This is a genomic window from Siminovitchia fortis (assembly GCF_007681465.1).
Classification (GTDB): domain Bacteria; phylum Bacillota; class Bacilli; order Bacillales; family Bacillaceae_C; genus Siminovitchia; species Siminovitchia fortis.
Genome location: NZ_VEKZ01000026.1, coordinates 1 through 25,934, shown reverse-complemented (window position 1 = coordinate 25,934; position 25,934 = coordinate 1). Strand labels below are relative to the sequence as shown.

The following is a 25,934-nucleotide window of genomic DNA, read 5'->3' as shown; positions in this document are numbered from 1 at the left end:
TCATATTCTGTGGCAACCTCATCTAAATAAAAAAGTGGGGAAGCCACAGTCCTATTAAAGAAAAGGTAGTTTTAGAAAGCAGGACCTCCGCATGGTTACATTAATAGGATTAAAAATAAGGCTTTGGAAAAAGGGGTACTAATTCAACCAAATTGTTAAACACTGTTAATTTCTAAATTTGATTTATTTTAACTGAACATTGGTAATATTTGTGAAAATCAGTAAATATGCAGAAGAAGAGTCGAGTTTATTTGGGACCCAAATAGTTGTTATTTCCACTGTCACATCAATTTTTGAAGGGGAGGTATTTATTATGGAAACGGAAATACGTAAGCCTACTTTTTTGCAATCAATAATAGTGCTAGTAATTGTTCTCCTTATTGTTCTAGTCAGTGTAGTAGTGTTTAAAACTGATCCTCATATTCCGCTTTTTTTTGCATGTGCCGTTTGTGTGATTTTTGCGAAAACACTTAAGTTCAAATGGCAAGAGATTGAAAATACTCTTTTTGAGGGACTCAGGATTGGCCTTCTCCCTATATTAATCATGCTTCTCATCGGAATGACAATAGGGGCATGGATTGCTAGTGGTACTGTACCATATATAATTTATTTAGGCCTAAATTTTATTTCAGCAGAATGGTTTTTACCTGCTACACTGTTAAGTTGTATCTTAATGTCTGTATGTACAGGGAGTTCTTGGACAACTTTGGGGACAATTGGAATAGCTTCTATGGGAATAGGATTAGGATTAGGAATTGATCCAGGTTTAACAGCTGGCGCGGTAATTAGTGGTGCATACTTTGGTGATAAAATATCTCCTATGTCTGATGCTACAAATTTTGCTGCCACAGTTGCAGGGACAACACTATTTGAACATATTAACTCTACAATCTTTACTATTCTACCTGCTACTATAATTTCACTAATTTTATTTACTGTGTTTGGATTAAAGGATAATAGCGGCACTTTTGATCAAGGCACTATCACTCAAATGTCAAGTACACTAGAAGGCATGTTTTATTTTAATCCGGTATTGTTACTACCTCCACTTTTTTTGGTAGTAGTGGTTTTAAAAAAAATACCGGCTTTAGTAGGAATGAGCATTTCTGTATTTGCTGGCGGAGTATTTGCGATTGTTTTTCAAGGAGCTAATATCCCAGATATCATTAATTATTTGCACTATGGATATGTAGGTAATTCGGGTGTTGAGGTTATTGATGAACTAGTATCTAAAGGCGGCATGGAGTCCATGCTATGGACAATATCGCTAATATTAATAGCTTTGCCTTTAGGTGGACTATTGAATAAGATCGGGGTTCTTGAGGTAATTTTGTCAAAAATAACCGAGCTTAAATCTAGATTTAGCCTTATTATGGCCACTTTACTTACAAACGCTTCTCTTAATTTCGTGGTAGGAGATTCCTTCTTTGCCGCGTTATTAACAGCAAAAACATACACATCTGCTTATGATAAGAATAATATAGACCGAAAGGTATTGTCTAGAAGTATAGAAGACGGTGGGATGTTTGCATGGCCAACTGTTCCATGGGGTGTAAACGCGATTTTTATAGTATCTACATTAGGGGTAAGCGTATCAGCATATCTACCTTATTATTTCTTGGGGATGTTTACTCCAATTATATCAATGATATTAGCAATTACAGGAATTGGTGTGTTTTATACAGACAGAAATAATCAAAAGACAGATGAAGCTTTTACAGATCGGACAGGATAAATAATTTTCGCAACTGAATACTAGAGCTTCATAAATTGTACCTAGAAAAGGGATAAAAAAGAAAAGCATCATGGTAACTTATTACGGCCAGTCGCACAACATTCCTCCGGTTGAGGCTCTAAGCAATTTGAAATGTTACATTAGGGAATTCATGAGGTGAAATTGAGCGGATGATTAAAGATAACCCGCAACTCTGGTTAACGTGATAAGCAATTTTGTGTACTAATGCTTATTTATCCCATATTCGGCACCCGAAAGGCAGGCTGCTGCTCTTTTTCATGGTGCCTGTTTTTAAATTCGAGCCTATATTCCTTTTTTATATTCAAACGACTTATTATCTCTTTAATCAATCTTTTTCAACAGGCTTTGATCGCTCCAGTATCCTGCGAAAGTTAAAGTACCGTTTTTGCTGCTTTTTTCGTCACATAGATGGACGTATCCTATCCTTCCAGTTCAAGGATCCGTTTCGTTTGTTCCCCCAATAATTTCAGGTAGAAAGCGAATGAACTTCCCTGATTTTGCATATATTGTGCAACTAGCGAATGCCTATTACAGTTCTTCATAATAGGGACCCTATATGTCCAAGGGTCACCTACAAATACTCTTGGGATGGAAAATTATGGAAAACCAAACAATTTAGCTCCATTATTTGCCATCCTTCAATCATAGACAGGCTTGTTGACAGTCGTGCCCAAATAAAAACAATCAGGTGCTGCTTGTAAATTATTTAAGGCTTGCCGTCTTAGTTAATGTTGTAATCGATATATCTTGCTTTTCATTACGGAATAACCCGGCATAACTTAGTGCCCCAATAAACGGAAATAAAACTAAGAAAAGCAAGGCAATATTATAGTTTCCTCCGGTACTGTCCACTATATACCCCATGATGGTTGTTACAAATCCGCCTACAATATTCAGCACTCCCATAATTCCAGCAGCTTTACCTGTATCTTTTGGGTTAGAATATTTAACAATTAAAAGCTGGCTTACGAGCAACTGACTGGCAACACATGCCAATGCAATCCCAAGCATGACCGCAGCAATGATCGCATTTGATATTAATGAAGTGGTTAATATAGAGCATCCGCATATTACAAAAATAATCGCTCCGATTAATGCAGGGCGGCGTGTTTTATCTATTATGATTCCACATATAAATACAGCGACGATTGCCATAATCCATGACAAGGAGGTTAACGATCCCATTTCGGATGGGGAAAATCCACGGGCTTTTTCTAAATAGGTTGGCATCCAAAAGCTGATTCCATAAAACAATACTGTAATCATCAAAAAGGCAAGGCATACCAGCCAATAGCGTTTATCTTTTAGAAAATTACCTTTCGTTTTAAATTCTTTTGCCTTTGCTGCTTTTCCGCTTTCTATATATTCCAGCTCTAAACTGTTAACGGCATAGTGCTGTGCGGGTGTATCGCGTGTAAGGAAGATGATAAGAGGCAGGTTAATAAATAAGGAAAACCCAGCCAAAGCAAAGAAAGAGATTTCCCAACTTGATATAGAAATAAGCCATACAAGCATGGGAATTCCTAATGCAGGACCGAGATATTGACCGTATACCCAAGTGGACTGTGCTTTCCCTAATTCTTTTGGATGAAACCACTGCGCAATAAATTTATTTGTCATAGGGAACATGATTCCTTCCCCTAAGCCTAAAATGACCCTCGAAGCGATTAATGAACCATAACTTCCTGCCAATCCTCCCATAACTAAGCTAACGGTCCAAATAATCAATCCTATGATGGCTGTGAATCGCGGTCCAATCCGATCTACAACATAGCCCCAAAAAGCACTCGAAAGTCCATATAAAACCGTAAAGCCCGTCATTAAAAGGCCAATCTCGGTTGATTTCCCATTTAACCCCATACTTTGTAAAAAGTCATCGTTTGTTACAATGACCGAGATGCCGACCTTATCCAAATTTCCAACTGCCCATAGGAAAAAAATAGAGGGTGCTAAAAAGAACCACCTTGTTCGAGAACGTTTCATAATTCCTCTCTCCTTTGCAAAATAAGTAAAGAATAGGAATAACAACTTCCCATAAATGGATATTATTCCATCATCTTTTGACACGGAGAGAGAACCATAAATAGAACCTCAACGTACGATATCTGAATTTTTAACTTATTGAGATAATAGCATGGCAACTGAGAGTTTTCAACTAGTGGGTAAAGCGAAAAAGTAAAGACCCTTCTCGTTCTGCTTGTGTGCTATTTATTAAACAAGTTTTCAATGAAAATAGATAGGATTTTTGGTTATTTGACCGAGACATTTCAAGTATAGTTCACGATCAAAGAAGCCAGATATTCCAGGAATCTAGCTCTGCCGAAGAGCCTACCATGATCGCCACCATGTCAACTATATAGTGGATTATTATATTGTGCATTGTTTTTTTGTTTAATGTTGCATTGCACTGCACAGGTGTTTCGTAACAGGAATATGTGTAGATGGAACTTCCCATGTTTCTATTCAAAGGGCCGCCCTGTGCTATAATGGCGGAAAAGATATAAAAAACGCGGGAGTTGAATTCACAATGCTTATCCGATGTACGAAGAAGCTGCAGGATCAGTTGAAAATCAAGCCTGCCGGAGCTGAAGAGGCAGATCCGTTCTACTCCTGGCACGCGAATGTTCTTTTTATTGAGCGTAGAAAGACTGTTGTTCTGGTAAATGATAAAAATCGATATACTATCGTTTTGTATGGATTGAAAGCGAAAGATTTTGCCAAATTAGAGGAGCACATAATAGCTGCAATCCGCGCAACGTTTAAGGCAGACGGAATCAAAGAGGATGTGATTGAAAAGTATCTTGAGAAAGCTGGGGCTGTCAACTTTGCCAAGACAAAGGACCGGGCGTCTGTCGCACGGATGAACAAGAGCTGTGATAATGTGCAGTTTTTTGGTAGGGAGCTCCACCCTGAGGTTCTCTACAATACGGAAGTGAGTATGCGGATCAGCCGTTCTTTAGTAGGAAGCGGTAATGGTGACTACTCCTGTCCTAACGAGGAGTTATTTAATGACTTAGAGAAACTTGCTGGGGAAACTATTTTTCAATCAGAGGCAGCCGTTCTTAAGGTTAAGCTAGAGTTGGAGGGCCATCAAGTATGGCGAAGGCTGGTTGTACCGTTGAATTATACGTTTACCAAGCTGCATGAAATCTTGCAAATAGCTTTTAACTGGAAGGGATACCACCTCCATGAGTTTTATATTTATGATGATACAGAATCGATGAGGAGGCCGGTTGTGAATCTCGTCAGTGATGAGGAGGCTTTTGCTTACCCGGATGATATAGCGATGAAGCATGAGAAAGGTGTGAAACTGTCAGAGTACATCCCCTCCCATAGGTATTTAAAGTATATCTATGACTTTGGCGATGATTGGAGTCATAGTATTTTGGTGGAAGAAGTGATTGATAATTACGATAGGAATGTCCCCGTCTGCCTAGAAGGGGAAGGGAATGCGCCGCCGGAAGATTGTGGCGGTGAGAGCGGCTACGATGAATTCCTGGAAATAATGGCGGATGAACAGCATCCGGACCATGAGAGCATGTCCCAGTGGGGACGCGTGCAGGGCTATCGAAATTTTGACCTTTCGGTGATTAATCGGAGACTAAATTATTTGTGAGATAAGTTTTTGAGCGTTTGATTTCTAGTCTGCCGGTTTTGATATAGTGCTCGCGCAGTGACCTTGTCAGGTATTACAAGTGAATTGATCTCGGCATTGGAACTCCTTTTTAAGGGAGTTTCTTTTTCCGCAGACATAGCTTGAAAATACGCTTAACTTATTTTCAAATCGGAAATAAAGTGATCAAAACAGTAAACTATTTCAGGTTTATCATTTTGTAAAATTTGAAATCTGTGAAATAATGTGCTGATTTACAATCATAATAAATAAAGGTCAAAGGAATACACTAATACTGCAAAAGAATAACTATTGAAAGTTTGAAAGGGTTATGTTAAATTTGACAAAAAGGGAGGTGGCATAGTGGATAGAAAAAAAATTGAGCAAGTAGTAAATGATCTATTCTTTAGTAAAGAAGCTGCGGAATACTTAGGTATTAGCAGTCAACGTTTAAATCAACTCGTTCATGGAGGTCAGGTAAAGCCTATTAAAAAGACACCGGCGGGGTCACTATTTTTAAGACAGGATTTAGATGAACGTAAAAGAAATTTAAAAACAATTGCACCAGAGCTGGCAAAGGATAATCAGCACCAGAAAATGGACTTAAATACACCTTTTTTGTATGAAGTAATGAACTACTATACGATTCAGTCTTTCTATAATTATTCTGACAAGAAGACAGAACCAGTTTTTAAAGAACTATCGGAAATAATAGATATGCAACAAGAGTTCATGCAGATTGTGCAGAAGCTCAGTGAAGCATTAAGTATAGATAAATCAAAATTACAAAAAGCTTATAAGAAAGTTGAAAAGGGCTTCCAATCTTTAAATAAAGAGGACATGATCATCAAGAAGGGGATGAATGACTACCCCAAATTATTAGCTTTAACAAAAGAAGCACCTCCATATTTATTTCTTCGAGGCAATATTCATTTATTGAAGGAGAAAATCGTCTCGGTTGTAGGTAGTCGTGGAGCTTCAGAAGATGGGCTCAAAAAAGCGAACCGGTTGGCACGTCATTTAGGGAATGCAGGTATTGTGGTGGCTTCAGGGTTGGCCAGAGGGATTGACACAGCTGCACATAAAGCGGCAATTGAAAACCAATTTCCAACCATTGCTGTTTTAGGTACACCCATTACAAGAGCATATCCAAAGGAAAACGAGAAGTTGCAGCAAGTGATAAGTCGATATGGATTGGTTGTATCACAATTCCCGCCATCGAGCCAAGTGCAACGGTGGTTTTTCCCGATGCGAAACGCAGTAATGAGTGGTATTTCGCTTGCTACAGCGATCGTGGAAGCTGGTGAAACCAGTGGTGCTTTAAAACAAGCTGATTATGCTCTAAAACAGAAGAGACTAGTGTTTATTCCTCAGAGTGCTTTAGATAATGAGAATATTACATGGCCAAAGAAATACATCGAGCGAGAAGGTGCAGCAAAATTCACAAAAATTGAAGACCTATTTGCTGCCCTTGAGAAAGCCAAAATTATACCGGTTGCTGAGAAAGAACAGATGAGTTTACTTGATGAAGGGATGGAAAAGGTCTATGTTCGTCAGTTCAAATAGGTTGAATGGGCTGGTTATTGATCTAGATTCATTCCCGGAAGATTTTGATGATCACTGGACTCAAGTTGCCTCATCTGTGTCCATCCTGTTTTTAAGCCAAAGCGAACAAAGACTTACGGCTATTGAGCGAATAAGTTCAGTTTTTTTAACGCATAATGGAACATTCAGTGGCTTTTTAACAAAACGGAAAAGCCTTGTAGAAGTGCACAATTTATTAGGAATGGAATCTTATGAAGTAGCAGTGCTTTCCCGAAATCTCGATGTTCTAAAGTATATTCAAGGAATGAATGTCTCGACCGTTTACTTCTTTCGAGACAATTTTATTAAATATGAAGAGGTTGGAAACCTGCCTGATTTTTTAGTTGGGTCGATTGCAGAAATAAATCAAATTATTAATGGCGATTTAAAGGGGTATTTTTCAGAAGCTGCTGCAATTATCTATAATGGGAGTCAGCAGGAATTCAAACAAGGCCTTGTTATTGTTACGGATAAAGAGTATGAGGGAAGAACAACTACCATTGTGAGTGGGGGAAGATATTTCTCAACTATTGATATTCGCTATCCGATTCATCAACTTTCACAACGTATCATAAGAAATAAGGATTACCCCGATTCACAGGTTACATTATTTTCATCCATTTATAACGATTTGGTTCGCTTCATAGAAGAGCAGTTGGAACAAGTTGATATTTTGACTCGCATTCCACCAAGGCCATCGCAACAAAATGACCGTATGATCGAATGTGTCAATTATATATGTAGTCAAAAAGCTCATATACAAAACGCAACTAGGTTACTGACTTGTTCAAGAGATTATCAGAGTCAGAAGTCTTTAAATCAGGAGCAGAGGTTATCGAATATACAAGGTGTTTTCGAAGTGACCGGAAGTTTTGAAGGAAGGCATGTTGTGATTCTGGATGATGTAATTTCCACTGGTTCAACAGCATTAGAAGCAGCTAAGGAGTTTTATGAAGCCGGGGCAATGAGAGTGACCATTTTAGTTCTAGCAATCAATCAGTTTAGGAATTCTATGATTACAAATCCTTTAAAATGTCAATGTGGCAACGAATTAAAAATGCGTTTTAATAGAAATAATAATTCTGCCTTTTTTGGTTGCAGTAATTATCGTGTTTGTAATAATAGGCCTTTAGATTTTGTGGCAGGCGTGAAAGCATATAATCATTTAAATAAAGTAGATTTAAATAGTGAAGAATTTGAAGATACAGAATGGTTTTAATTTAGTATTTGAATTTCTGAATGCAATACGAGATGGAAAGATCCCAAAAAGATTAGATGAAGCAGATCTAGTCTTTTTTTATTTTATGCATGAATTTATTGATGGGCACGATCAAAAGGCAAAATTGAAAATTGGAGAAGCTTTCTCGCCATCCTGCGTTCGCAAATGAGTGGTTTTAATATCCTTTTTTTGCGGACTAAGTAGCAACAAGATCAGTAGGTGCAATTATGGAATCTAGTGCAGTCACCGTATATAAAAAATCGGCGACCAAATGATCTGTAAAGAATATGGTGGGATAGCAACACCTGATAATTTTCCCTTTGATGATTTGACTTCTTATGTTGTCCAGACTTATCGTGATAATGAGAATAATGAAAAACTGTATTATTCGTTGGAAAAAAGACATGTTATTTTTTGTTTAAGGCAGGTTCATATATTTTTGTTTTTATCTCCCATTATTAGGGATATGGGATCATTATAAACTTCAGACTTATCAAGAGCATATATTTAATGCGATACTTGAATCAAAGGGCTACACATATTGTTACCTTGTGAAAACATTTTTTTGGAGGTCTGGTAATTGAGTAATAAAGAAGATGTTATTTTAATTGCCTCCGCTCCAAAGGGATATGGAAAAAAAGTCGTCACCAATCGAATGAACCAAATGAAGCAGGACCGCGCCAATTTAAAAAATAAACTGGCACATATTAAAAGTTTATCACGAAATATTAAATAAACAGCCAAAAAATTGACCCCTTTATTTTCCTGTAAAGTGGGTTTTTGCAGCTGGGGAGATTTCCGAAAGGTTATCCATACGATGATATGCTTGATGCCATCGGCAACAATGTAGAGACCAACATTTCCTTTGATGAAATGAAAAGCATCCAGAAGAATTACACTGAGGCTCGCCATCATGTCGAACAAATACAAATCGATAAAGCGGCACAAAGATTGATGGAACTTGGTATTATATCGTTCCTGAGGAGGAGCGGATTAATATCCAAAACCGTTTGAAGGAGCATTTGGAGCTTTAAGGAGAATGGATTGTCTAAAAAGTTCCCAAAATAAATCAGGCGAGGAAAATTGAAACTCGCCTGATTTTGCATTTAAGGATAAACACCGCTTTGTCATACATTTTTTTGTATACAGCATTATAGTCAAGATATATTCTTTGCATTATTTTTACCAACATGTTGGAGAATTATGGATATCTTTAACGTTAGATAATTGGAGAATCAGGCTGTCGGATCCATTCATGCCATGAACCAATATAGTTTCTTATGTTTTGAAATCCTGCCCATTTTAAAGCTAATGCTGTATTTGCTGATCTCGCCCCGAGATGGCAATAAATAATCACATCACTATTTGGAAAGATACCTTTTTCTCCGGCAATCTGAATAATATTTTCCCTTGGCAAAAATTTACCCGATTTATCTATAAGCATTTCCCAGTTTAAATGAACAGCCCCTGGAATCCTTCCTTTTACATCGCAACATTTATCAACCGCTAATCCTTTATACTCTTCCAAACTTCTTGAATCAATAATCACCGTTTCCCTTTTGCCAATACTTTGAATAACATCCTCATAAGTCGCAAGGAGATTATAACAAGGATTTATCGGAAAAAAGCCTTCCTTTTTGATAGGGTAAAATTCATCTGAATCCGTCTTACCACCTGCATTTTTCCATGAATGTAATCCCCCGTTGAGAACGCTGCCACCTTTACCGCCTACAAAGTTAAAAAACCATAATGCTCTAGCAGAACGCATACCGGTATTTTCCTCATAAAAAGCGACTCTTTTGTTACAAAATGGTACTAATGGGGCGAAAGCTTCTTGTAAATAGTTTTGTAGTTTTATGATACCTTTGGGGGATGTTGATTCCAAAATAAAATCATAAACATTTATAGAAAGAGATCCAGGGATACGCTCTTTTAAGTATTGTTCCAAAGGTCTAGTATCAACCAATATGAATTGATCCTGATTTTCTAATATTTCTGTAGCTTCTATCAGCAAAGGAGCCACTCCGTTCATATGGTTATTCCATACCTAAAAACTGCCGTAGCATTTGGCCTCCACTCCATGTTGCAAGACCGGTAATCATCCCCAATTTATTGGTAACCATTAATAGACCAACCATTACAATTAATGTTCCGCCAAATTGTTGTATACGGCTGAAATGATTTCCCATTCGGCTAAACAAAAGGTGCAATGGTTCTGCAAACAGAAATGCAATAAGAAACATTATGCCAAACCCTAAGGAATAGGCAAGCATATGTAGGATATTTCCTATCAAACTGCCATTTACTGTTATAAATAGAAGAACACTGCCTAAGAAAATATTGCCCCATCCTGGTGCAATGACCATTCCTGTTACAAAAGATCGTAAAAAACCTGGTTTAATAGATTTAGTTGCAGCTATTTCCACATTTGCTTTATTTGATATATTTAATTTTAAAATTTTCATTTGAAGCAAACCTAAAATGATTAAAACGACTCCGGCAAGGACTTTTACTATGTCCAGGACAGAAGAAACAGCTTCCCCTATCCATGATGCAATGATTCCTAGTATCACCATCGTAAACGCAAATCCTAATATGAAATAAACAGCATTTAACAACAACTTTTTTCTAATACCTTTTTGATCCGTAGCCGAACCGGCCACTTCCCCACTCAGAAAACCTAAAATAGCAGGGAGCATTGGCAATAGTCAAGGCGCGCAAAAGGCTAATGATCCCACGCCAAATGTTAAAAGTAATGATAACTCATCCATATTCTCCTACCTCCCTATAGTTGTATTCACTGATATTTCATGATCACAATATTAAGAAAGTCTTATACTTTATATAAGTTATTCTTATAATAAAGGCAAAGTTTGGTAATCATGATTATAATGTAATTATAATATTGTTTTTTAAAAATCAATAATATATGGAAAATTTCATTAATGCTATTCATGGGGGCTTGGGGTTGATTTTGTGAATTGGGAAAACAAAAGACAGCTCTCTCGGTAAATGGATGAAGCTGTCTTCATTAGTTTGCAGCGAAAAACAATATATGTTTTTCACAAAAAAGGATACTGTTTAAAAACCTGCTGATTCAATTTTTCTGAAATTCTGCATGTGCATTCATTAAAGAGCTTAATGATAAGCTCCCTGAACTCCTTATCAGACAGGATTCCATGTTCGAAACAGCTTGATAATATCCCAATTGTACCTGTGTACTCAATGTTATATTCGTCACACGTTTCCTTAATTCTTCTTTCATTGGAGGTGCAAAGCACCGCTTGTTCAAAGGCTATGACAATAACTTCAACGTCGTAATCGGAAAGCTTCCTTTTTGAAGTAGAAATTTCAAGGAATAAACCAGAGTTTGATGTGGTAATTCCTTGGCACTTGTTGGTAAACTTTGTGGCGTTTGGTGGTAAAAACTATGTCATTGGTGGTACATTTCATTGGCGGTAATCACCAACGGGGAAGTATATCCTTTTTTGAAGCTCATTCACAGAACATTTAATTACTTCAACTGTATTCCAGGGAATTGCTATTTTGGCAGTACAGCTAAGCTTTGGTCAACTTTAAATTTAAAATAATAGCATTTAAAATAATAAGGTCCTTTTTGAACATCCTCTGTAAAGTGATATGGCCCGTTTTTTTTGCCTGGAAGTTGTTAAACGCCTTGGATGGGGCCATGTTATAATAGAAGATGCATATACCATGGATAGAGGGTGGACTTTATGGAAATTTCCACAGACCTGGCGCAAACGATTGTAACTGAAATGAAGGAAATTATTGGGCAGAATATTAACTATATTAATACGGATGGTTTTATTATTGCCAGTACAAACGAGGAACGAATTGGTACTTTACATGAAGGTGGAAAAAAAGTAATTGAAACAAAAAGAGATTTGGTTATTGAATATGATGGTGAATTTTCCGGTGCAAAAAAAGGGATTAACTTGCCTGTATATTTTGAAAGTAAAATAGTTGGGGTTATCGGCATTACGGGTAAACGGGAAGAAGTTGAGGGATATGGAAAGATTATTAAGCGTATGACCGAGTTATTGATCAAAGATGCGTATGCAAACAGGGTAATCAGCCAACAAAAGGAAACCCAGCGTATGATAGTGGAACAGCTTCTTACATTGACAAGTGATGAAGAGAGGCATGAATTATTTAAACGGCTTAACATATCTAATGTAGATACCAGTTTGCCAAGGATGGCAGTGGTGGCTAAAATAGATGATGATCGTATCAGAATGGATAGAACAGAGCAGATTTTCCAAATATTCAATGAGAGACTAGTCAAGTATTTTGATAATTTTATTGCTCAAATTAATAACAATATTGTCATACTACTTCGAGAACTGTCCCAAGAAGAATTGAATCAGATATTGTTCGATATTATAAATGAAGTAAAAAATAAGTTGAATCTAAATATAAAGGTTGGTGTAGGGACAGCAGTGCGAGATATATTACATGTGAAAAAATCATATGAAGAGGCTTGCATTGCTCAAAGTTGGGCAATCGTATCAAAAGATAAGAATACTATGTATTATAATGACTTGGGGATCGAGTTAATCCTTGAAGAGGTTTCGAAAAAAACTTCCGATAAATTTATCCATAAAGTGATCGGCTCCTTGGAACATAAAGATATAAAGGAGTACGAAGAAATAATTTCTTTATTTGATAAGTACAATGGTTCAATAAAAAGAATATCGGAGTTGCTTTTTATTCACAAAAACACATTGCAATACAAGTTGAATCGGTTGTATGAAAAGACGGGTTATGACATGAGAAATTACCGGGATCTTTTAATGCTGAAAATCGCATTTTTGTTATATAAAAGCCGTAAATGAAAGAAGAGAAATTTGTTACAGGTAACAAATTTCTCTTCTTTCATTTATTAAAAAATCGTTTTTTGAAACATAGATAGGACCATGATTACCCTATATAATTAGAATAACACCATAATTAGAAAACGTTTTCTTTTTTATAGCTTGAGAGGGTGCAATAAATGAAAATTGTTATAGCGACTGACTCTTTTAAGGGAAGCGCCTCTTCTTTGGAAGTTGCCGGTTTCATCGAAAAAGGGATAAGAAGAGTCATACCGGAAGCAGAGATAATCAAGCTCCCATTGGCGGATGGAGGGGAAGGAACTGTGGAGGCGCTCGTCTCCACATTGAGAGGCAGATATATAGAAAGAGAAGTAACTGGCCCTTTGGGAGGGAAAGTAAAAGCAAAATTCGGAATTATTGATGATCGCCTAGCCGTCATTGAAATGGCAGAAGCGTCAGGACTAACATTGATCAAGGAGGAAGACAAAAATCCTTTTATTACGACCACATATGGTACCGGAGAACTGATCAAGGCGGCCTTGGACTTCAATGTTAAGGAAATTTTAATCGGTATAGGGGGCAGTGCGACTAATGATGGCGGGACAGGAATGGCGCAAGCTTTGGGTGCATCATTTAGAGATGCTCATAACCGTGAAATTGGTTTTGGAGCCCAGGCATTAAAAAACATTCGATATATAGATGTATCCGGGCTGGATAAAAGGCTCGAACATACTAAAATTACCGTGCTGTCTGATGTGATTAATCCTTTGTGTGGGGAAACCGGTGCTTCCTATGTGTATGGTCCGCAGAAGGGTGCATCGGACAGTGATCTTCAAGAGCTGGATTCTCTTTTGCGCTCATACGGTGAAAAACTTGAAGTCAAATTGGGCAGAGACATTATTAACGTAAAAGGCGCTGGCGCTGCTGGTGGCCTTGGGGCAGGGTTGATGGCATTTTGCAATGCCGAATTGCATCCTGGCATTGACAGAATATTGGACTTCATCCGTTTAAGCGAATATGTGGAGAGTGCAGACCTAGTCATAACAGGGGAAGGAAAAATGGACTTCCAATCTATACAAGGTAAAGCGCCTATCGGAGTTGCAAAGATTGCAAATGCTTACCAAGTTCCTGTTGTAGCTGTTGTCGGGTCTGAGGGGGACAAGGCCAACCAGGTTTATAATCATGGGATTGATTTGGTCATGGATATTATTAATAAGCCAATGAATACACAAGAGGCAATGGAAAACGTTGCAAAATTGACCGAAAACGCCGGTGAAAAAGTTATGCGGGCTTATCTTTTAAAAGAAAGCTTTAGGAAGATGAAGGAGGAAAGAGTATGAGTAAAAAAGCCAAAGTTCTCTTTATTCTATTTAACGTTGCATATTTTACTTTCGACTGGATGCTGATTCCATACATGCCGAATCCATTATTATTCGGATGGATGCCTCTTCAAATGTTTTTGCTGTTTGGACTGCCTTTAGTGGCAGCGCTTGTATGGGCTCTGTATTATAATACTTTTTTCAAAACACAAGAACACGTGGATTATAACAAGTAAAAGAGAGTGAAGGAGGTACATGCATGAGTGCCAGCATGTGGATTATTATAGGAATTTTGATTTATGCAGGATTTATGATTATTCAGGGCTTTAGCTCTTTTAAAGAAACAAGTAAATCATCAGAAGCTTTTTTTACAGCTGACAGGGGAGTCAATCCATTTGTCTTGCTTGCCACAACGGCAATTTCAGTATTCTCGGCATTAGCCTTTTACGGAGTGCCGGCGGCTATCTACCGCGAAGGTATTGGATATTTCTCCAATACAGGTGGGATGATTGCAGGATTGCTTTTCGTTATCATCGGTTACCGTCTTTGGATTCTCGGTAAAGAGTACGGGTTTTTAACGCCTGTTGACTACCTGCGTTCCCGTTATGACTCAGAAATATATGGATTGTTGGTAGCAGTGGTTTTAATTCTATTTATTGTTCCCTATGTTGCGATGCAGTTGATTGCCATCGGAGACGCGATGGTTGTAACAACAAAAGGCCTTGTACCATACATTATTGCAGTCGCGCTAGCTACAATCGTTGTTTCACTGCATATTATAGGCGGCGGAATGAAGTCCGTAGCCTGGCTTGATACGTTTCACTTTATTTTGGGATCTGGAACATTAGTTATATTAACCGTTTATTTGACAATGGCTTATTTCCCTGATGGCGGTCTTGCCCAGGCGGTTGACAAGATGATGCAGCATCCGGAAACCGCAGCGATTTTGTCTCATCCGGGACCAAACGGCACGTTTAACTGGCAGGGAACGTTGTCTAACGTATTAACCGGCGCAGTGGCAACAGTGGTTTGGCCTCATATTTTCATGAGAACATACATTGCAGCAAACAAAGATACCTTTAGATTTATGTCATGGTCATTACCGGTTGCATATGTATTCGTTTATTTCTTTATCGTTTTGATTGGTGGAGTAATTGCTCCTGCGATTGTAGGTCCTGGCTTTGCCGATACAGATAACATTATTTCGATTTTGTCGACTGAGTATGCACCGCCTATTATTTCATTCATATCTTTGCTGTGTCTATTCGCATTTGGTGTTTCAACAGCAGACTCCATGCTTTTATCGGCAAGTGCGATCGGTTCCCGTGATGTTTATGTGCGCCATGCCTATGAATTAAAAGGAAAAACGGTGGATCCGAAGAGAGTTGTATACTTTGGACGCGTGCTTCTTGTCATCCTAATGCTCCTGACATTGATTGTGGTCGCTTTGCGCCCTGCTTATATCGTTGACTATGCTTATAAGCTGTCGTCTCCGTTCTTTGCGCAGATTCTCCCTGCTACGGTAGGTGGATTATTCTGGAAGAGAGGAACAAAAGAAGGCGCTTTTGCAGGGACCATTTTAGGATTGGTTGTTACAATAATTTTCACATTCTTTGTAACACCGCCATTGGGCTTCTCCGCCCTAGTATGGGCATTACTTGCCAATGCCGCCGCTTATATTGTAGTCAGCCTTTTGACAAAAGCTCCGGAAGAAATTATTAATAAATATATCGTCCGTGTAGATTCAATCATTAACTCAGGGACAGAGATTAACTCAGCTGTAGATGCTTCTTTATCATCATTAAACAATAGAAAGGTCGCTAAAAATGATTAACAGTGTACCGTTGAACATTTATGGCATCTGTATCAACCATCCGGCTGATTGGCAAGTATTTGTCAATCCAAACAGTAAGTTCACGTTCGATGAAGGATTGATCAAGATTGATAAAGTAAAAGGGACACAGAAAGCCAAAGCTTCTTTATCTATCCGCTGGGCGAAGATGGTGGATGATATTACGCTTAATGAATATGTGGAAGAACTGGAAAAACAGTTTAAATGGAAGGAAGAAAGAAGCCGCCGTAAAGATCGGTACAAAATAGTGAGCAAATCCAAAATTCAGATGAATGGAACCGAGGGCTGCTTATTGGAGAATGAGTTTGTTGCAAACCATAGCATTTACCGGATTTTTGGAAAAGACGAATTGGTAAAAGTACTGCAAGTATTTTTCTATTCCAAGGAAACCAAAAGGATGGTGGTCGCTTCAATGTCAATGTCGCCGGAGGAACTCAAAAGGAATAGAGACCAGTTTGTAGGGATTTTGACTACACTGCATGAGGATCTGAACACCGGCAGGACAGACTATCATCCATTACGGCTGGCATATTAGTTCTTGTAACGCTCCTGTCCAGAGGAGCGTTGCAAGATGCATCTATATTGCATGATAAAATATTGATTGGAGGTGGATGCGTTGATAAAGGGAAATGATTATTGGGGCAAAGGCTTAACTGATGAAATGATTGTTAGAAAATTGAATAACAGGGAATATAGTACGTTTAATGACATGAAAAGCAATATGTACCAAGTTCTCAAAGATAATGCCGAAGAATGCCCTAATAAAGTTGGAATCATTGATATCGATGGAAAATCGTACTCCTTTCAAGAATTGTTGGTTCTGACAGATCGATTGTCTGCTTACTTTGCAGAAAAGTATCACATACGAAAGGGAAGCCACATCGGATTACTCTTATACAATTCCATGGAATTTGTGATCTCATTTTTAGCGGCTCAAAAATTGGGGGCGGTCATCGTTCCATTTCCAACAAAATATAAAGAGTCGGCCATTGATTCTTTAATCTCCAAGAGTGATTGTGATCTGCTCATTGTTGATGAAGCATTTCAACCTTGGATGGAAAAGTTTAAAAATGAAGGCAAGCATGTCTTTGTTTTTGCCAAGCAATCATGGCGTGACATTCCATACCAATATACAGAAACAAGGGATTGCGGTTTATTGGAAGATACGGCGATTATAATGTTTACTTCCGGAACAACTTCATTTAGCAAAGGAGTTGTTATCAGGAATTTCAATTTACAACATGCCGTAATTGCATATAGGAAAATATTGAACTTGGGAGAAAGCGATTCTACAGTTCTATCCATTCCAATTTATAATATTACCGGGCTGGCAGCCACTTTGTGCTTGTTCCTGCAATGTAAAGGAACGGTTTATTTGCACAAGTTTTTTGATGCAGCCCGGCTATTGACGTATATCGAGAAATACAGCATTACTTTTTATCATGCATCACCTACGGTTTTTGCACTTTTATTAGAAAAGAAAAGTGCATTCCCGAAACTTCCGACTCTGAAAACCTTAGGATGCGGTAGTGGAAATATGCCTGGTGAAATGATCACAGAATTAAAGAAGTGGCTGCCTCAAATGTCATTCCGGACGATTTACGGATTATCAGAAACCACTTCTCCTGCCACTATATTTCCAGAAGATGCATCTGAAAGCGAGTATATTGGATCTTCAGGTATTCCCATTCCGGGTCTATGTTTAAAAATAGTGGATGAGACTGGTGAGGAAGTGAAAGATGGGGACATTGGAGAGATCTACTTAAAAGGAACCAATGTCGTTGAAGAATATTACAAGCGGGAGACTGATTTAATAACCGCGGATAAATGGCTGAAGACTGGCGATATCGGCTATGTGAACGAGGCTGGCTACCTTTATATTGTGGATAGAAAAAAAGATATGATCAATCGCGGCGGCGAAAAAATATTCAGTTATGACATCGAGAATGAAATTCGAAAGATTGACGGGATTCATGAAGTGGCAGTTGTCGGTAGGAAAGATCAAAAATACGGTGAGGTTCCGGTAGCGGTTGTTTCAGTAAAAGCCGGTTATCTTGTAGAGGAGGACTATATACGCTCTTGTTTAAAAAGCCGGTTGGCAAGTTATGAAATTCCTGTTGAGTTTTATTTTGTGGAGGAAGTCGATAAAACACCTAACGGTAAAATAGACAAAAAAGGTATAAGGGAATGCCTGACAAGGCTTAAAGGAGAGAAATGACTTGAAAGCACAGTTTATGAAGGCGGAAGAAGCTGCCGGTCTGATAAGAGATGGCGATACAGTCACGACGGTTGGAATGACGTTGGTAGGTGCCGCAGAGGCGGTCTTAAAGGCGGTTGAGACCAGATATCTGGAAACAGGACATCCAAAAGATATCACGCTTGTTCACTCCGCGGGGCAAAGTGATCGTAAAGATGGAATTCAGCATTTTGCCCATGAAGGATTGGTTAAGAGAATCATAGGCTCACATTGGGGGTTGCAGCCGAGATGGATGGACATGATTGCCAACAATAAAGTGGAAGCTTATTGCCTGCCGCAGGGGCAGATGGCTCAATTATACAGGTCAATGGCTTGCGGCCTTCCGGGAAAAATGAGCAAAGTGGGATTGGGAACCTTCATCGATCCGCGGGTCGAAGGCGGCAAGATGAATAACCGCACGGAGCCATTGGAAGATCTGTCCGAAATTATAGAATATGACAATGAAGAATATATGTTCTATAAAAAGATTCCATTGGATGTATGTGTCATTCGCGGTACAACGGCGGATGAAATGGGCAATATCACGATGGAAGAGGAAGCGATGAAGCTGGAGGTTTTGCCTGCTGTGCTGGCGACAAAAAGGTTTGGAGGAAAAGTGATTGCCCAAGTCAAAAGAGTCGCCCAGACAGGAACGCTGAATCCTAAAGATGTTGTGGTTCCGGGTGTGTTTGTGGATGTAGTGGTGGAATGTGAAAACCCTTATGAGGATCACAGACAAACGTCCTCCTGGTACTTTGACCCTTCTTATTCCGGAAGTTTGAGAGTTCCACAAACATCGATCAAGCCGCTGGAGTTGAACATCCGAAAATTCATTGGCAGAAGAGCAATGTACGAAATCAAAAAAGGAGACATCATCAATCTTGGAACCGGCATACCGAATGATGTCATTGGAAATATCGCAAATGAAGAAGGTATATCCGATGAGATGATGATTACCGTGGAGTCGGGGATTTACGGAGGAGTTCAAGCGGGCGGCATCGATTTTGGAATCGGACAAAATGTATACGCGATGATCAGCCACGACCAGCAAATGGATTACTATAATGGAACTGGCGTTGATGTTACTTTTATGGGTGCTGGCGAACTGGACGGGGAAGGGAATGTCAATGCGACTAAGATGGGCCCGTTATGTACGGGGTCAGGTGGATTCATTGACATTACACAAAATGCCAAAAAAGTTGTTTTTTGCGCTACATTCAGCACCCGTGGTGCCAAAATCAACTTAGAGAATAATCAAGTCAACATCGAGCAGGAAGGCTCAATCAAAAAAATGGTGTCAAAAGTCACTCAAATCTCCTTCAACGGAAAATTGGCCAGGGAGAAAGGGCAGCAAGTACTTTTTGTTACAGAGCGGGCTGTTTTCAAGCTGGTCAAAGAAGGAGTCATGTTAATCGAAATTGCTCCCGGGGTGGATTTGCAAAAAGATGTGCTTGATATGATGGACTTTGAGCCGATTGTCAGTCGGGATTTGAAAGTAATGGATGTCGAACTCTTTAAAGAGGGTCCATTCGGATTAAGAGATTTCATGACAAATGAGTAGCGTAATAAAGGAGGCAGAAGAAATGGGAAGATTAGAAAATAAAGTGGCGATTGTAACTGGTGCCGCCAGGGGGCTGGGAAAAGGTATTGCTGAGAAGCTTGGAAAAGAAGGCGCAAATATAATTGTGGTAGATATGAATGAGGATAGCTGCAAATCAGTTATACAAGAGTTTTCAGAACAAGGGTACAATGCTTCATACTATACTGCCAATATAGCAAAACAGGAAGAAGTACAGGAGTTGTTCAAGTATGCATTGGAAACTTTCGGAACGGTTGATATTCTAGTAAATAATGCCGGAATCAATAGAGATGTAACTCTCCATAAAATGACTGCCGAACAATGGCAGCAGGTTATTGATGTGAACTTGACGGGTACTTTCTTCTGTACACAGGAAGCAGCCAAAATTATGCGTGAAAAAGAATACGGAAGAATTATTTCCATTTCTTCAGCGAGCTGGCTTGGCAACTATGGACAAGCGAACTATGCTGCTTCAAAAGCTGGTGTTGTGGGTCTCATGAAAACGGCCGCACGTGAATTGGCGAAGAAAAATGTTACATGCAACGCCATCTGCCCAGGCTTTATTGATACCGACATGACAAGAGGAGTCCCTGAAAAAGTATGGGATATTATGGTATCTAAAATTCCAATGGGAAGAGCCGGAAGCCCTTCTGATGTAGCGAACATGATTGCTTTCTTGGCATCAGATGAAGCCTCTTATATTACTGGTGAAGTCATTAATGTTGGCGGAGGAATGGTTCTTTAATTAAAAGAAAGAAGGAGTGTTATACAATGAGCAACTTGAAAGAAGTGGTAATTGTATCTGGTGCAAGAACACCCATTGGAAGATTCGGCGGAAGTTTAAAGGATATTCATCCAACTGATTTGGCGGCATATGCTGTTAAAGAGGCAGTCAAAAGAGCGGGCATTGACTCACATGTGGTTGATGAGCTGATTGTTGGAAATGTTGGACAGATTGCAGAGAACGGATTTATTGGCAGGGTCGTGTCGTTGAAATCTGATTTACCCGAAGAAACAACTGCTTACTCCGTGAATAGACAATGCGGATCGGGATTGCAGGCAATTGTAGACGGAATGCTTGAAATCCAAACAGGAAATGCCGATGTCGTGATTGCGTGCGGGACCGAAAATATGTCTCAGCTTCCGTATTATGACAAGGGTTCCCGTTTTGGATATAAAATGGGGAATGGTGTATTGGAAGATGGGCTTTTAACGATTTTGACATGGCCTGGCGGACCTTATCATAACGGGATTACGGCTGAAAATGTTGCTGATAAGTATGAAGTGACAAGGGAGCAGCAAGATGAGTTTTCTTTAGTCAGCCAGGAAAAAGCCATAAGGGCCATCAAAGAAGGGTTATTCAAGGATGAAATCGTGCCTATCAAAGTGACAGATAGAAAAGGCAACGTAACCGTTGTGGATACGGACGAACATCCCAGAGAAGGCCTGACAATGGAAAAGCTGGCAAAAATGAAACCTGCCTTTAAAGAAGGCGGGTCTGTGACTGCGGCCAATTCTTCAGGGATCAATGATGGTGCGGCTGCCGTAGTATTGATGTCAAGAGAGAAGGCGGAAGAGCTTGGAGTTCAACCGATTTTGGCCATAAAAGGATATGCCGTAGCAGGAAATAGTCCGGATGTAATGGGGTATGCCCCAAAACTTTCGACAGAAAAGCTGGCCGAAAAGTTGAACTTGGATTTGAAATCAATCGATATTTTTGAGGTGAATGAAGCATTTGCTTCACAGGCGTGCGCAGTTGTAAGAGATTTGGATATTGATCCTGCCAAAGTCAACGTGAATGGCGGGGCCATTAGTTTGGGTCATCCTGTAGGTGCTACCGGTACCATTTTGACGGTAAAACTTTTGTATGAAATGCAGAGATCCAACTTGGATAAAGGAATCGTTACGATGTGCATTGGCGGTGGACAAGGAATTTCAGCTCTCTTTGAAAGAGTAAAATAACTGATTCAGCCCAGTGGCCCCTCCTTGTCCGCTCTTTATTAGGATGAGCTAGGGGCTGCTCTTCTTAGAAGAGGAGGCGGAAAGATGAAATGGTTTTATCTATTACTAACTTTAGCCGGCGGCCTTGCAGTTGGAATGCAGGCAGCTATTAACGGCGGTCTTGGAAAAAAGGTGGGATCAATTGAAGCCACCTTTATTTCTTTTTGTATCGGTACAGCTGCATTGTTTTTTATGGTTTTATTCTGGGGGAAAGGCAATATTCTAGCGGTATCCGGGGTACCCAAATACCAATTGACAGGCGGTATTTTAGGCGCATTTTATTTAGCCACTGTCGTAGTTGCTGTTCCAAGAATAGGTGTTTCAATGTCTTTCGTGGCGGTGATAACAGGCCAACTCTTGATCAGCTCTCTGATTGATCATTTTGGATTGTTCGGCGCTCCAAAAATTCCATTGGACATGAAAAAGGGAATAGCTCTATGTTTGATGTTGAGTGCGATTTATTTGTTTCATCATAAATAAAGGAGGATCTGTTTTAATGAAAACGGTCGCAGTGATTGGCGGAGGATTGATGGGATCTGGGATTGCACAAGTGATTGCGGAAGCTGGCAAAAAAGTATGTTTAGTGGAAGTGGATTCAGACAGGGTACATAACAGCCTTGAAATCATATCAAACAATTTAAGTAAAAAAGTCAAAAAAGGAAAGTGCACAAAAGAGTACATGGATGAAACGTTAGCCCGGATATCGGGGACGATAGATATGAAAGAAATTCGGGAGGTTCCATTCATTATAGAAGCTGTTCCGGAAAAATTGGAACTTAAGAAAAAAGTCTTTCGTAATATAGAAGTGCATTCAGCGAAGGATGCCATTATTGCTTCTAACACTTCCGGCCTTTCCATAGCTGCCATCGGGTCGGCTACCAAAAGGCCGGAAAAAGTGATAGGATTGCATTTTTTTTACCCAGCACCTGTAATGAAACTGGTAGAAGTGATACCCTCATTACTTACTGACAAAGAAACTTTTGAAACTGCTAGTCAATTTGTCAAGGAAATAAAAAAGGAGCCGGTTGAATGTAAAGATTATCCGGGATTTTTAGTTAACCGGATTCTTGTACCCATGATTAATGAAGCAATCTTCTGTTTGATGGAAGGCGTGAAACCTGAGGATGTGGACCAGGCCATGAAGCTGGGAGCTAACCATAGAATGGGTCCTATCGAATTGGCTGACTTTGTAGGATTGGACGTTCTGCTGGCCACTATGGAAGGTTTGTATGAAGGATTTAGTGATTCTAAGTATCGCCCTGCTCCTCTTTTGAAAAAGATGGTCGAATCCGGAAATCTTGGTAGGAAAACAGGAAGAGGATTTTATTTATACGACGAAGAAGGCAGCCCCCGACGGCTCAACGGCAGGGGGGAGTGAACGGACTTATCACTGTTCGCTGTATTTATATAACCCCTTAGTTCCTTGTAATGTTATAGTTCGCTTGTGAAACGGGATCAATGTCTCAATCAGCCAGAAACATGTTTGTACAAGTAGGAGGACGAATAGTTTTGCGGGCGGGGTCCAGTTCCCATGGGCGCTATCCTTGAACAAGGATAGCGCCTATTTTTAATGGTTTAGAAACCCCCCGGCTATGCCGGGGGTTCCAGAGAGCTTATAGCGTGGTAACAAAAAAACCTCACTTCATGGTAGGATAAAGTTGGTTTCCCGACCACTTCATCCCACCAAGAAGGAGGTATGCCCTTATGAAGGACATGAACAGTTTAGCACACACAACATGGAATTGTAAGTATCACATAGTCTTTGCCCCAAAATACAGAAGGCAGATTATTTATGGAAAATACAAAAACAGTATTGGACAAATAATAAGAGAATTATGTGAAAGGAAAGGTGTAATCATTCATGAAGCAAATGCCTGCCCGGATCATATCCACATGTTAGTTAGTATCCCACCCAAATTAAGTGTATCTCAATTCATGGGTTACCTAAAAGGGAAAAGCAGCCTGATGATATTTGATCGACATGCAAATTTGAAATATCGATATGGAAATCGGAAATTCTGGTGTCGAGGTTTCTACGTCGATACAGTGGGCAGAAATAAGAAGCAAATACAAGAATATATTAGAAATCAGCACTAGATTTGCAAAGGGATTCCAAAATGTTCCATTTTAGAACTAAGAACTCAAAAACGGGTTTAAGAACACAAAAATACTCCTAAAGAAGAAGTATAGGCGCAAAAAGCGGTTACCACCACCAACTTCAACTTTAGGAGGGAACAAAATGGTTGTTCAACAACCTTTACCCAATTCTACCGTAGTTGAAAACTGTTTACGCCTATTAAACCTGGAAAATTATCGCCATCCCTTTTTGGACCACTGTGCCAAAAAGCTTTTATCCGGTAAAGCTACTCTGATGTTTGTTGAAGCTTTTCTACATCAGCGGCTCTCCCTTTGGAATGCACAGGAGAACCTTAGAGCTAATGACGAGCTCCAAAAGCTGATTGACTTGGAAGACATTCACGCATCAACAATGTACCGAAAACTGGAAAAGCTTCCTATTGGCCTTCTTCAGGAACTGTCCGTAAGTCTTTTCGGTTGTATTGACGCCCATCATCGGGGAGTGCAGAACGTCATGGATATTGGTCCGCTTGCCGTAGTGGACTCAAGTGAAATCACCCTGCCTCAAAAAGCCGGGGAATGGGCCTGCGCTTCCAAGGATAAGAACGGGGTGAAAATTCACCTTCGCCTGGCTGTCTTGAATGAGGATACAAGCTATCCCCAAGGGATTATTGCTTCCACCACGGCAGTATCTGACCAGGAAGTTGTTGTCGATCTTGTTGTTGATAAGGACGCCACCTATGTGTTTGACAGGGGGTACATCAACTATTCCCACTACTGGCAGTGGCTTCAGGATGATGTGAAGTTTGTGGCCCGGATTAAAAAAGGTTCTAGGACAAAGGTGTTGAAAGAGCGTGAAGTCGATCCGGACAGCCATATCCTGAAAGATGTGGATGTGGAAATCAGGGATCTCAAAAACGACCGCTCATTTGTCCTCCGCCTGGTAGAGTACCAGGATAAGGAAAATAACATCTATCGTGTGGTGACCAGCCGTTGGGACCTCTCGCCCGGACAGGTCGCTGACATCTATCGGATGCGCTGGAAAATCGAGCTCTTTTTCAAATGGGTCAAGCAGCATCTTAAATTGGTTAAGCTCTTCAACCATAAGCCGGAGGCAGTTTGGAGCCAGCTATGGATGGCGGTAATCGCCTATGCACTGTGTGGGATTATCAAGATCCTGACAGGAGCTGACAAAACAGTTTGGCAGGTACTGCAGCTAATGCGCCTTTATTGGTTCGATGCATGGGAAGAGTTTCTCAAAGCCCTTCACCGCGAGCCAACAAGAACCTCTAAAGGAAGGCGCAAAAAAGGGAAACCGGGAAGGCCAAGGAAGTATCCGAAAAAACACAAGCCGGTAAAACAGATTGTAGGCTAATTGACCGACGGCTAAGTAAATAACTCGGTAACCGTATGCGTCTTAGTTTCGTGCGGGCCTTTTTTAAGCTGCAGACCGCTAACTGGCTAACTCCGCTCGAATAATTACCATATTTTGGGTGTTATTTGCAAATCTAGTGTAACTATGTCCAAAATTCGGAGGTTAATCCGGGTACAGTTTTGTTTTCGGATGATCGGAGAAAATGTATGGCAGGAACTCGGGCGCTTGAGTATTGAAAATAAAGGGGTTGGTTAATTTTCTGGATGAAAAATTTACACCAACAAAAGGAAACCAGAGAGTCCCTATGTCTCCCTGGTTTTAGATTTAGAACCATTGTCAATTTTGCCATTTTACCTAGCCAGTTCCTTCAATGGTTATTAGGTGTCAATTCGATTCCATATTTCGTTGTCCAAAGTTATGATTATATGTATATGGTAATCTAAAAATGAACCACAATCGCACTTGAAAATTGAACCACTTCAATAGAAA

The 25,934-nt window shown here is 39.7% G+C and carries 21 protein-coding genes and 1 pseudogene; 18 read left to right on the top strand and 4 right to left on the bottom strand.

The window, feature by feature from the left end; translation table 11 throughout:
- Positions 1 to 313 precede the first annotated feature (313 nt).
- Positions 314 to 1,735 carry a Na+/H+ antiporter NhaC gene (gene nhaC, locus FS666_RS10175; protein ID WP_144461961.1) on the top strand — a complete coding sequence of 474 codons (1,422 nt, stop codon included), beginning with the start codon at positions 314 to 316 and terminating at the stop codon, positions 1,733 to 1,735.
- A 723-nt stretch (positions 1,736 to 2,458) separates the two neighbouring features.
- On the opposite strand, the gene FS666_RS10170 is transcribed toward nhaC, so the two are convergent.
- Positions 2,459 to 3,739 carry an MFS transporter gene (locus FS666_RS10170; RefSeq protein ID WP_144461963.1) on the bottom strand — a complete coding sequence of 427 codons (1,281 nt, stop codon included), beginning with the start codon at positions 3,737 to 3,739 and terminating at the stop codon, positions 2,459 to 2,461.
- Positions 3,740 to 4,283: 544 nt separating this feature from the next.
- Between FS666_RS10170 and FS666_RS10165 the strand changes: the two genes are divergently transcribed.
- The 4 genes from FS666_RS10165 to FS666_RS19800 all read left to right on the top strand — a co-directional run bounded on the left by FS666_RS10165 (position 4,284) and on the right by FS666_RS19800 (position 8,908).
- Positions 4,284 to 5,372: a plasmid pRiA4b ORF-3 family protein gene (locus tag FS666_RS10165; protein WP_144461965.1), complete on the top strand. Its 1,089-nt coding sequence runs from the start codon at positions 4,284 to 4,286 to the stop codon at positions 5,370 to 5,372.
- A gap of 360 nt (positions 5,373 to 5,732) precedes the next feature.
- Entirely contained in the window at positions 5,733 to 6,935 is a 1,203-nt protein-coding gene (locus tag FS666_RS10160; protein WP_244943894.1) for a DNA-processing protein DprA, read from the top strand.
- Positions 6,916 to 8,172, top strand: a complete 1,257-nt coding sequence (locus FS666_RS10155; RefSeq protein ID WP_186306535.1) for a ComF family protein — start codon at positions 6,916 to 6,918, stop codon at positions 8,170 to 8,172. Before FS666_RS10160 ends, FS666_RS10155 begins: the two co-directional genes overlap by 20 nt.
- Before the next feature lie 580 nt (positions 8,173 to 8,752).
- Complete coding sequence (locus FS666_RS19800; protein ID WP_186306534.1) at positions 8,753 to 8,908, top strand: hypothetical protein; 156 nt, start codon at positions 8,753 to 8,755, stop codon at positions 8,906 to 8,908.
- A 483-nt stretch (positions 8,909 to 9,391) separates the two neighbouring features.
- Here the strand turns inward: FS666_RS19800 and FS666_RS10145 are convergent, their stop codons facing one another.
- From FS666_RS10145 to FS666_RS20725, 3 genes are all read right to left on the bottom strand, one after another.
- Positions 9,392 to 10,186, bottom strand: coding sequence for a sulfurtransferase (locus FS666_RS10145; protein WP_186306532.1), 795 nt, complete (start codon positions 10,184 to 10,186; stop codon positions 9,392 to 9,394).
- Between the two features lie 22 nt (positions 10,187 to 10,208).
- On the bottom strand, positions 10,209 to 10,871 hold the full coding sequence (locus FS666_RS10140) for a cytochrome c biogenesis CcdA family protein (protein WP_144461972.1): 663 nt from the start codon (positions 10,869 to 10,871) through the stop codon (positions 10,209 to 10,211).
- A 363-nt stretch (positions 10,872 to 11,234) separates the two neighbouring features.
- Positions 11,235 to 11,522, bottom strand: a complete 288-nt coding sequence (locus FS666_RS20725) for a PIN domain-containing protein (RefSeq protein WP_483409536.1) — start codon at positions 11,520 to 11,522, stop codon at positions 11,235 to 11,237.
- A 384-nt stretch (positions 11,523 to 11,906) separates the two neighbouring features.
- Here FS666_RS20725 and FS666_RS10135 point away from each other — a divergent pair, with 384 nt between their 5' ends.
- The 13 genes and pseudogenes from FS666_RS10135 to FS666_RS10075 all read left to right on the top strand — a co-directional run bounded on the left by FS666_RS10135 (position 11,907) and on the right by FS666_RS10075 (position 25,445).
- Positions 11,907 to 13,028 carry a CdaR family transcriptional regulator gene (locus FS666_RS10135; protein WP_144461974.1) on the top strand — a complete coding sequence of 374 codons (1,122 nt, stop codon included), beginning with the start codon at positions 11,907 to 11,909 and terminating at the stop codon, positions 13,026 to 13,028.
- 158 nt (positions 13,029 to 13,186) lie between these two features.
- Positions 13,187 to 14,347, top strand: a complete 1,161-nt coding sequence (locus FS666_RS10130; RefSeq protein ID WP_144461976.1) for a glycerate kinase — start codon at positions 13,187 to 13,189, stop codon at positions 14,345 to 14,347.
- Positions 14,344 to 14,562, top strand: a complete 219-nt coding sequence (locus FS666_RS10125; protein ID WP_144461978.1) for a hypothetical protein — start codon at positions 14,344 to 14,346, stop codon at positions 14,560 to 14,562. Before FS666_RS10130 ends, FS666_RS10125 begins: the two co-directional genes overlap by 4 nt.
- A gap of 23 nt (positions 14,563 to 14,585) precedes the next feature.
- On the top strand, positions 14,586 to 16,160 hold the full coding sequence (locus FS666_RS10120) for a sodium:solute symporter family protein (RefSeq protein WP_144461980.1): 1,575 nt from the start codon (positions 14,586 to 14,588) through the stop codon (positions 16,158 to 16,160).
- Positions 16,153 to 16,713, top strand: a complete 561-nt coding sequence (locus FS666_RS10115) for a hypothetical protein (RefSeq protein WP_144461982.1) — start codon at positions 16,153 to 16,155, stop codon at positions 16,711 to 16,713. Before FS666_RS10120 ends, FS666_RS10115 begins: the two co-directional genes overlap by 8 nt.
- Positions 16,714 to 16,794: 81 nt before the next feature.
- Entirely contained in the window at positions 16,795 to 18,396 is a 1,602-nt protein-coding gene (locus FS666_RS10110) for a class I adenylate-forming enzyme family protein (protein ID WP_144461984.1), read from the top strand.
- A 1-nt stretch (position 18,397) separates the two neighbouring features.
- Entirely contained in the window at positions 18,398 to 19,975 is a 1,578-nt protein-coding gene (locus FS666_RS10105) for an acyl CoA:acetate/3-ketoacid CoA transferase (RefSeq protein ID WP_222119364.1), read from the top strand.
- Positions 19,976 to 19,997: 22 nt separating this feature from the next.
- Positions 19,998 to 20,738 carry a 3-oxoacyl-ACP reductase FabG gene (gene fabG / locus FS666_RS10100; RefSeq protein WP_144461986.1) on the top strand — a complete coding sequence of 247 codons (741 nt, stop codon included), beginning with the start codon at positions 19,998 to 20,000 and terminating at the stop codon, positions 20,736 to 20,738.
- Positions 20,739 to 20,764: 26 nt separating this feature from the next.
- Positions 20,765 to 21,955 (top strand): thiolase family protein, encoded by a 1,191-nt coding sequence (locus tag FS666_RS10095; RefSeq protein ID WP_144461988.1) that lies wholly within the window; start codon positions 20,765 to 20,767, stop codon positions 21,953 to 21,955.
- Between the two features lie 84 nt (positions 21,956 to 22,039).
- The gene (locus tag FS666_RS10090) at positions 22,040 to 22,474 is read left to right on the top strand and encodes a DMT family transporter (protein WP_144461990.1); all 435 of its coding nucleotides are present in this window, start codon (positions 22,040 to 22,042) and stop codon (positions 22,472 to 22,474) included.
- 16 nt (positions 22,475 to 22,490) lie between these two features.
- Positions 22,491 to 23,372 carry a 3-hydroxyacyl-CoA dehydrogenase family protein gene (locus FS666_RS10085; protein WP_144461992.1) on the top strand — a complete coding sequence of 294 codons (882 nt, stop codon included), beginning with the start codon at positions 22,491 to 22,493 and terminating at the stop codon, positions 23,370 to 23,372.
- Between the two features lie 326 nt (positions 23,373 to 23,698).
- Positions 23,699 to 24,085: pseudogene (gene tnpA / locus FS666_RS10080) on the top strand (IS200/IS605 family transposase); the annotation flags it as partial.
- A gap of 148 nt (positions 24,086 to 24,233) precedes the next feature.
- Complete coding sequence (locus FS666_RS10075) at positions 24,234 to 25,445, top strand: IS4 family transposase (protein ID WP_144461994.1); 1,212 nt, start codon at positions 24,234 to 24,236, stop codon at positions 25,443 to 25,445.
- The last annotated feature ends 489 nt before the right edge of the window (positions 25,446 to 25,934 follow it).

Coding starts and splice junctions, on each gene's coding strand:
- nhaC (WP_144461961.1), top strand. CDS start 314: ATGGAAACGGAAATACGTAAGCCTACTTTTTTGCAATCAATAATAGTG.
- FS666_RS10170 (WP_144461963.1), bottom strand. CDS start 3,739: ATGAAACGTTCTCGAACAAGGTGGTTCTTTTTAGCACCCTCTATTTTT.
- FS666_RS10165 (WP_144461965.1), top strand. CDS start 4,284: ATGCTTATCCGATGTACGAAGAAGCTGCAGGATCAGTTGAAAATCAAG.
- FS666_RS10155 (WP_186306535.1), top strand. CDS start 6,916: ATGTTCGTCAGTTCAAATAGGTTGAATGGGCTGGTTATTGATCTAGAT.
- FS666_RS10140 (WP_144461972.1), bottom strand. CDS start 10,871: ATGCTCCCTGCTATTTTAGGTTTTCTGAGTGGGGAAGTGGCCGGTTCG.
- FS666_RS10135 (WP_144461974.1), top strand. CDS start 11,907: ATGGAAATTTCCACAGACCTGGCGCAAACGATTGTAACTGAAATGAAG.
- FS666_RS10130 (WP_144461976.1), top strand. CDS start 13,187: ATGAAAATTGTTATAGCGACTGACTCTTTTAAGGGAAGCGCCTCTTCT.
- FS666_RS10125 (WP_144461978.1), top strand. CDS start 14,344: ATGAGTAAAAAAGCCAAAGTTCTCTTTATTCTATTTAACGTTGCATAT.
- FS666_RS10120 (WP_144461980.1), top strand. CDS start 14,586: ATGAGTGCCAGCATGTGGATTATTATAGGAATTTTGATTTATGCAGGA.
- FS666_RS10115 (WP_144461982.1), top strand. CDS start 16,153: ATGATTAACAGTGTACCGTTGAACATTTATGGCATCTGTATCAACCAT.
- fabG (WP_144461986.1), top strand. CDS start 19,998: ATGGGAAGATTAGAAAATAAAGTGGCGATTGTAACTGGTGCCGCCAGG.
- FS666_RS10095 (WP_144461988.1), top strand. CDS start 20,765: ATGAGCAACTTGAAAGAAGTGGTAATTGTATCTGGTGCAAGAACACCC.
- FS666_RS10090 (WP_144461990.1), top strand. CDS start 22,040: ATGAAATGGTTTTATCTATTACTAACTTTAGCCGGCGGCCTTGCAGTT.
- FS666_RS10085 (WP_144461992.1), top strand. CDS start 22,491: ATGAAAACGGTCGCAGTGATTGGCGGAGGATTGATGGGATCTGGGATT.
- FS666_RS10075 (WP_144461994.1), top strand. CDS start 24,234: ATGGTTGTTCAACAACCTTTACCCAATTCTACCGTAGTTGAAAACTGT.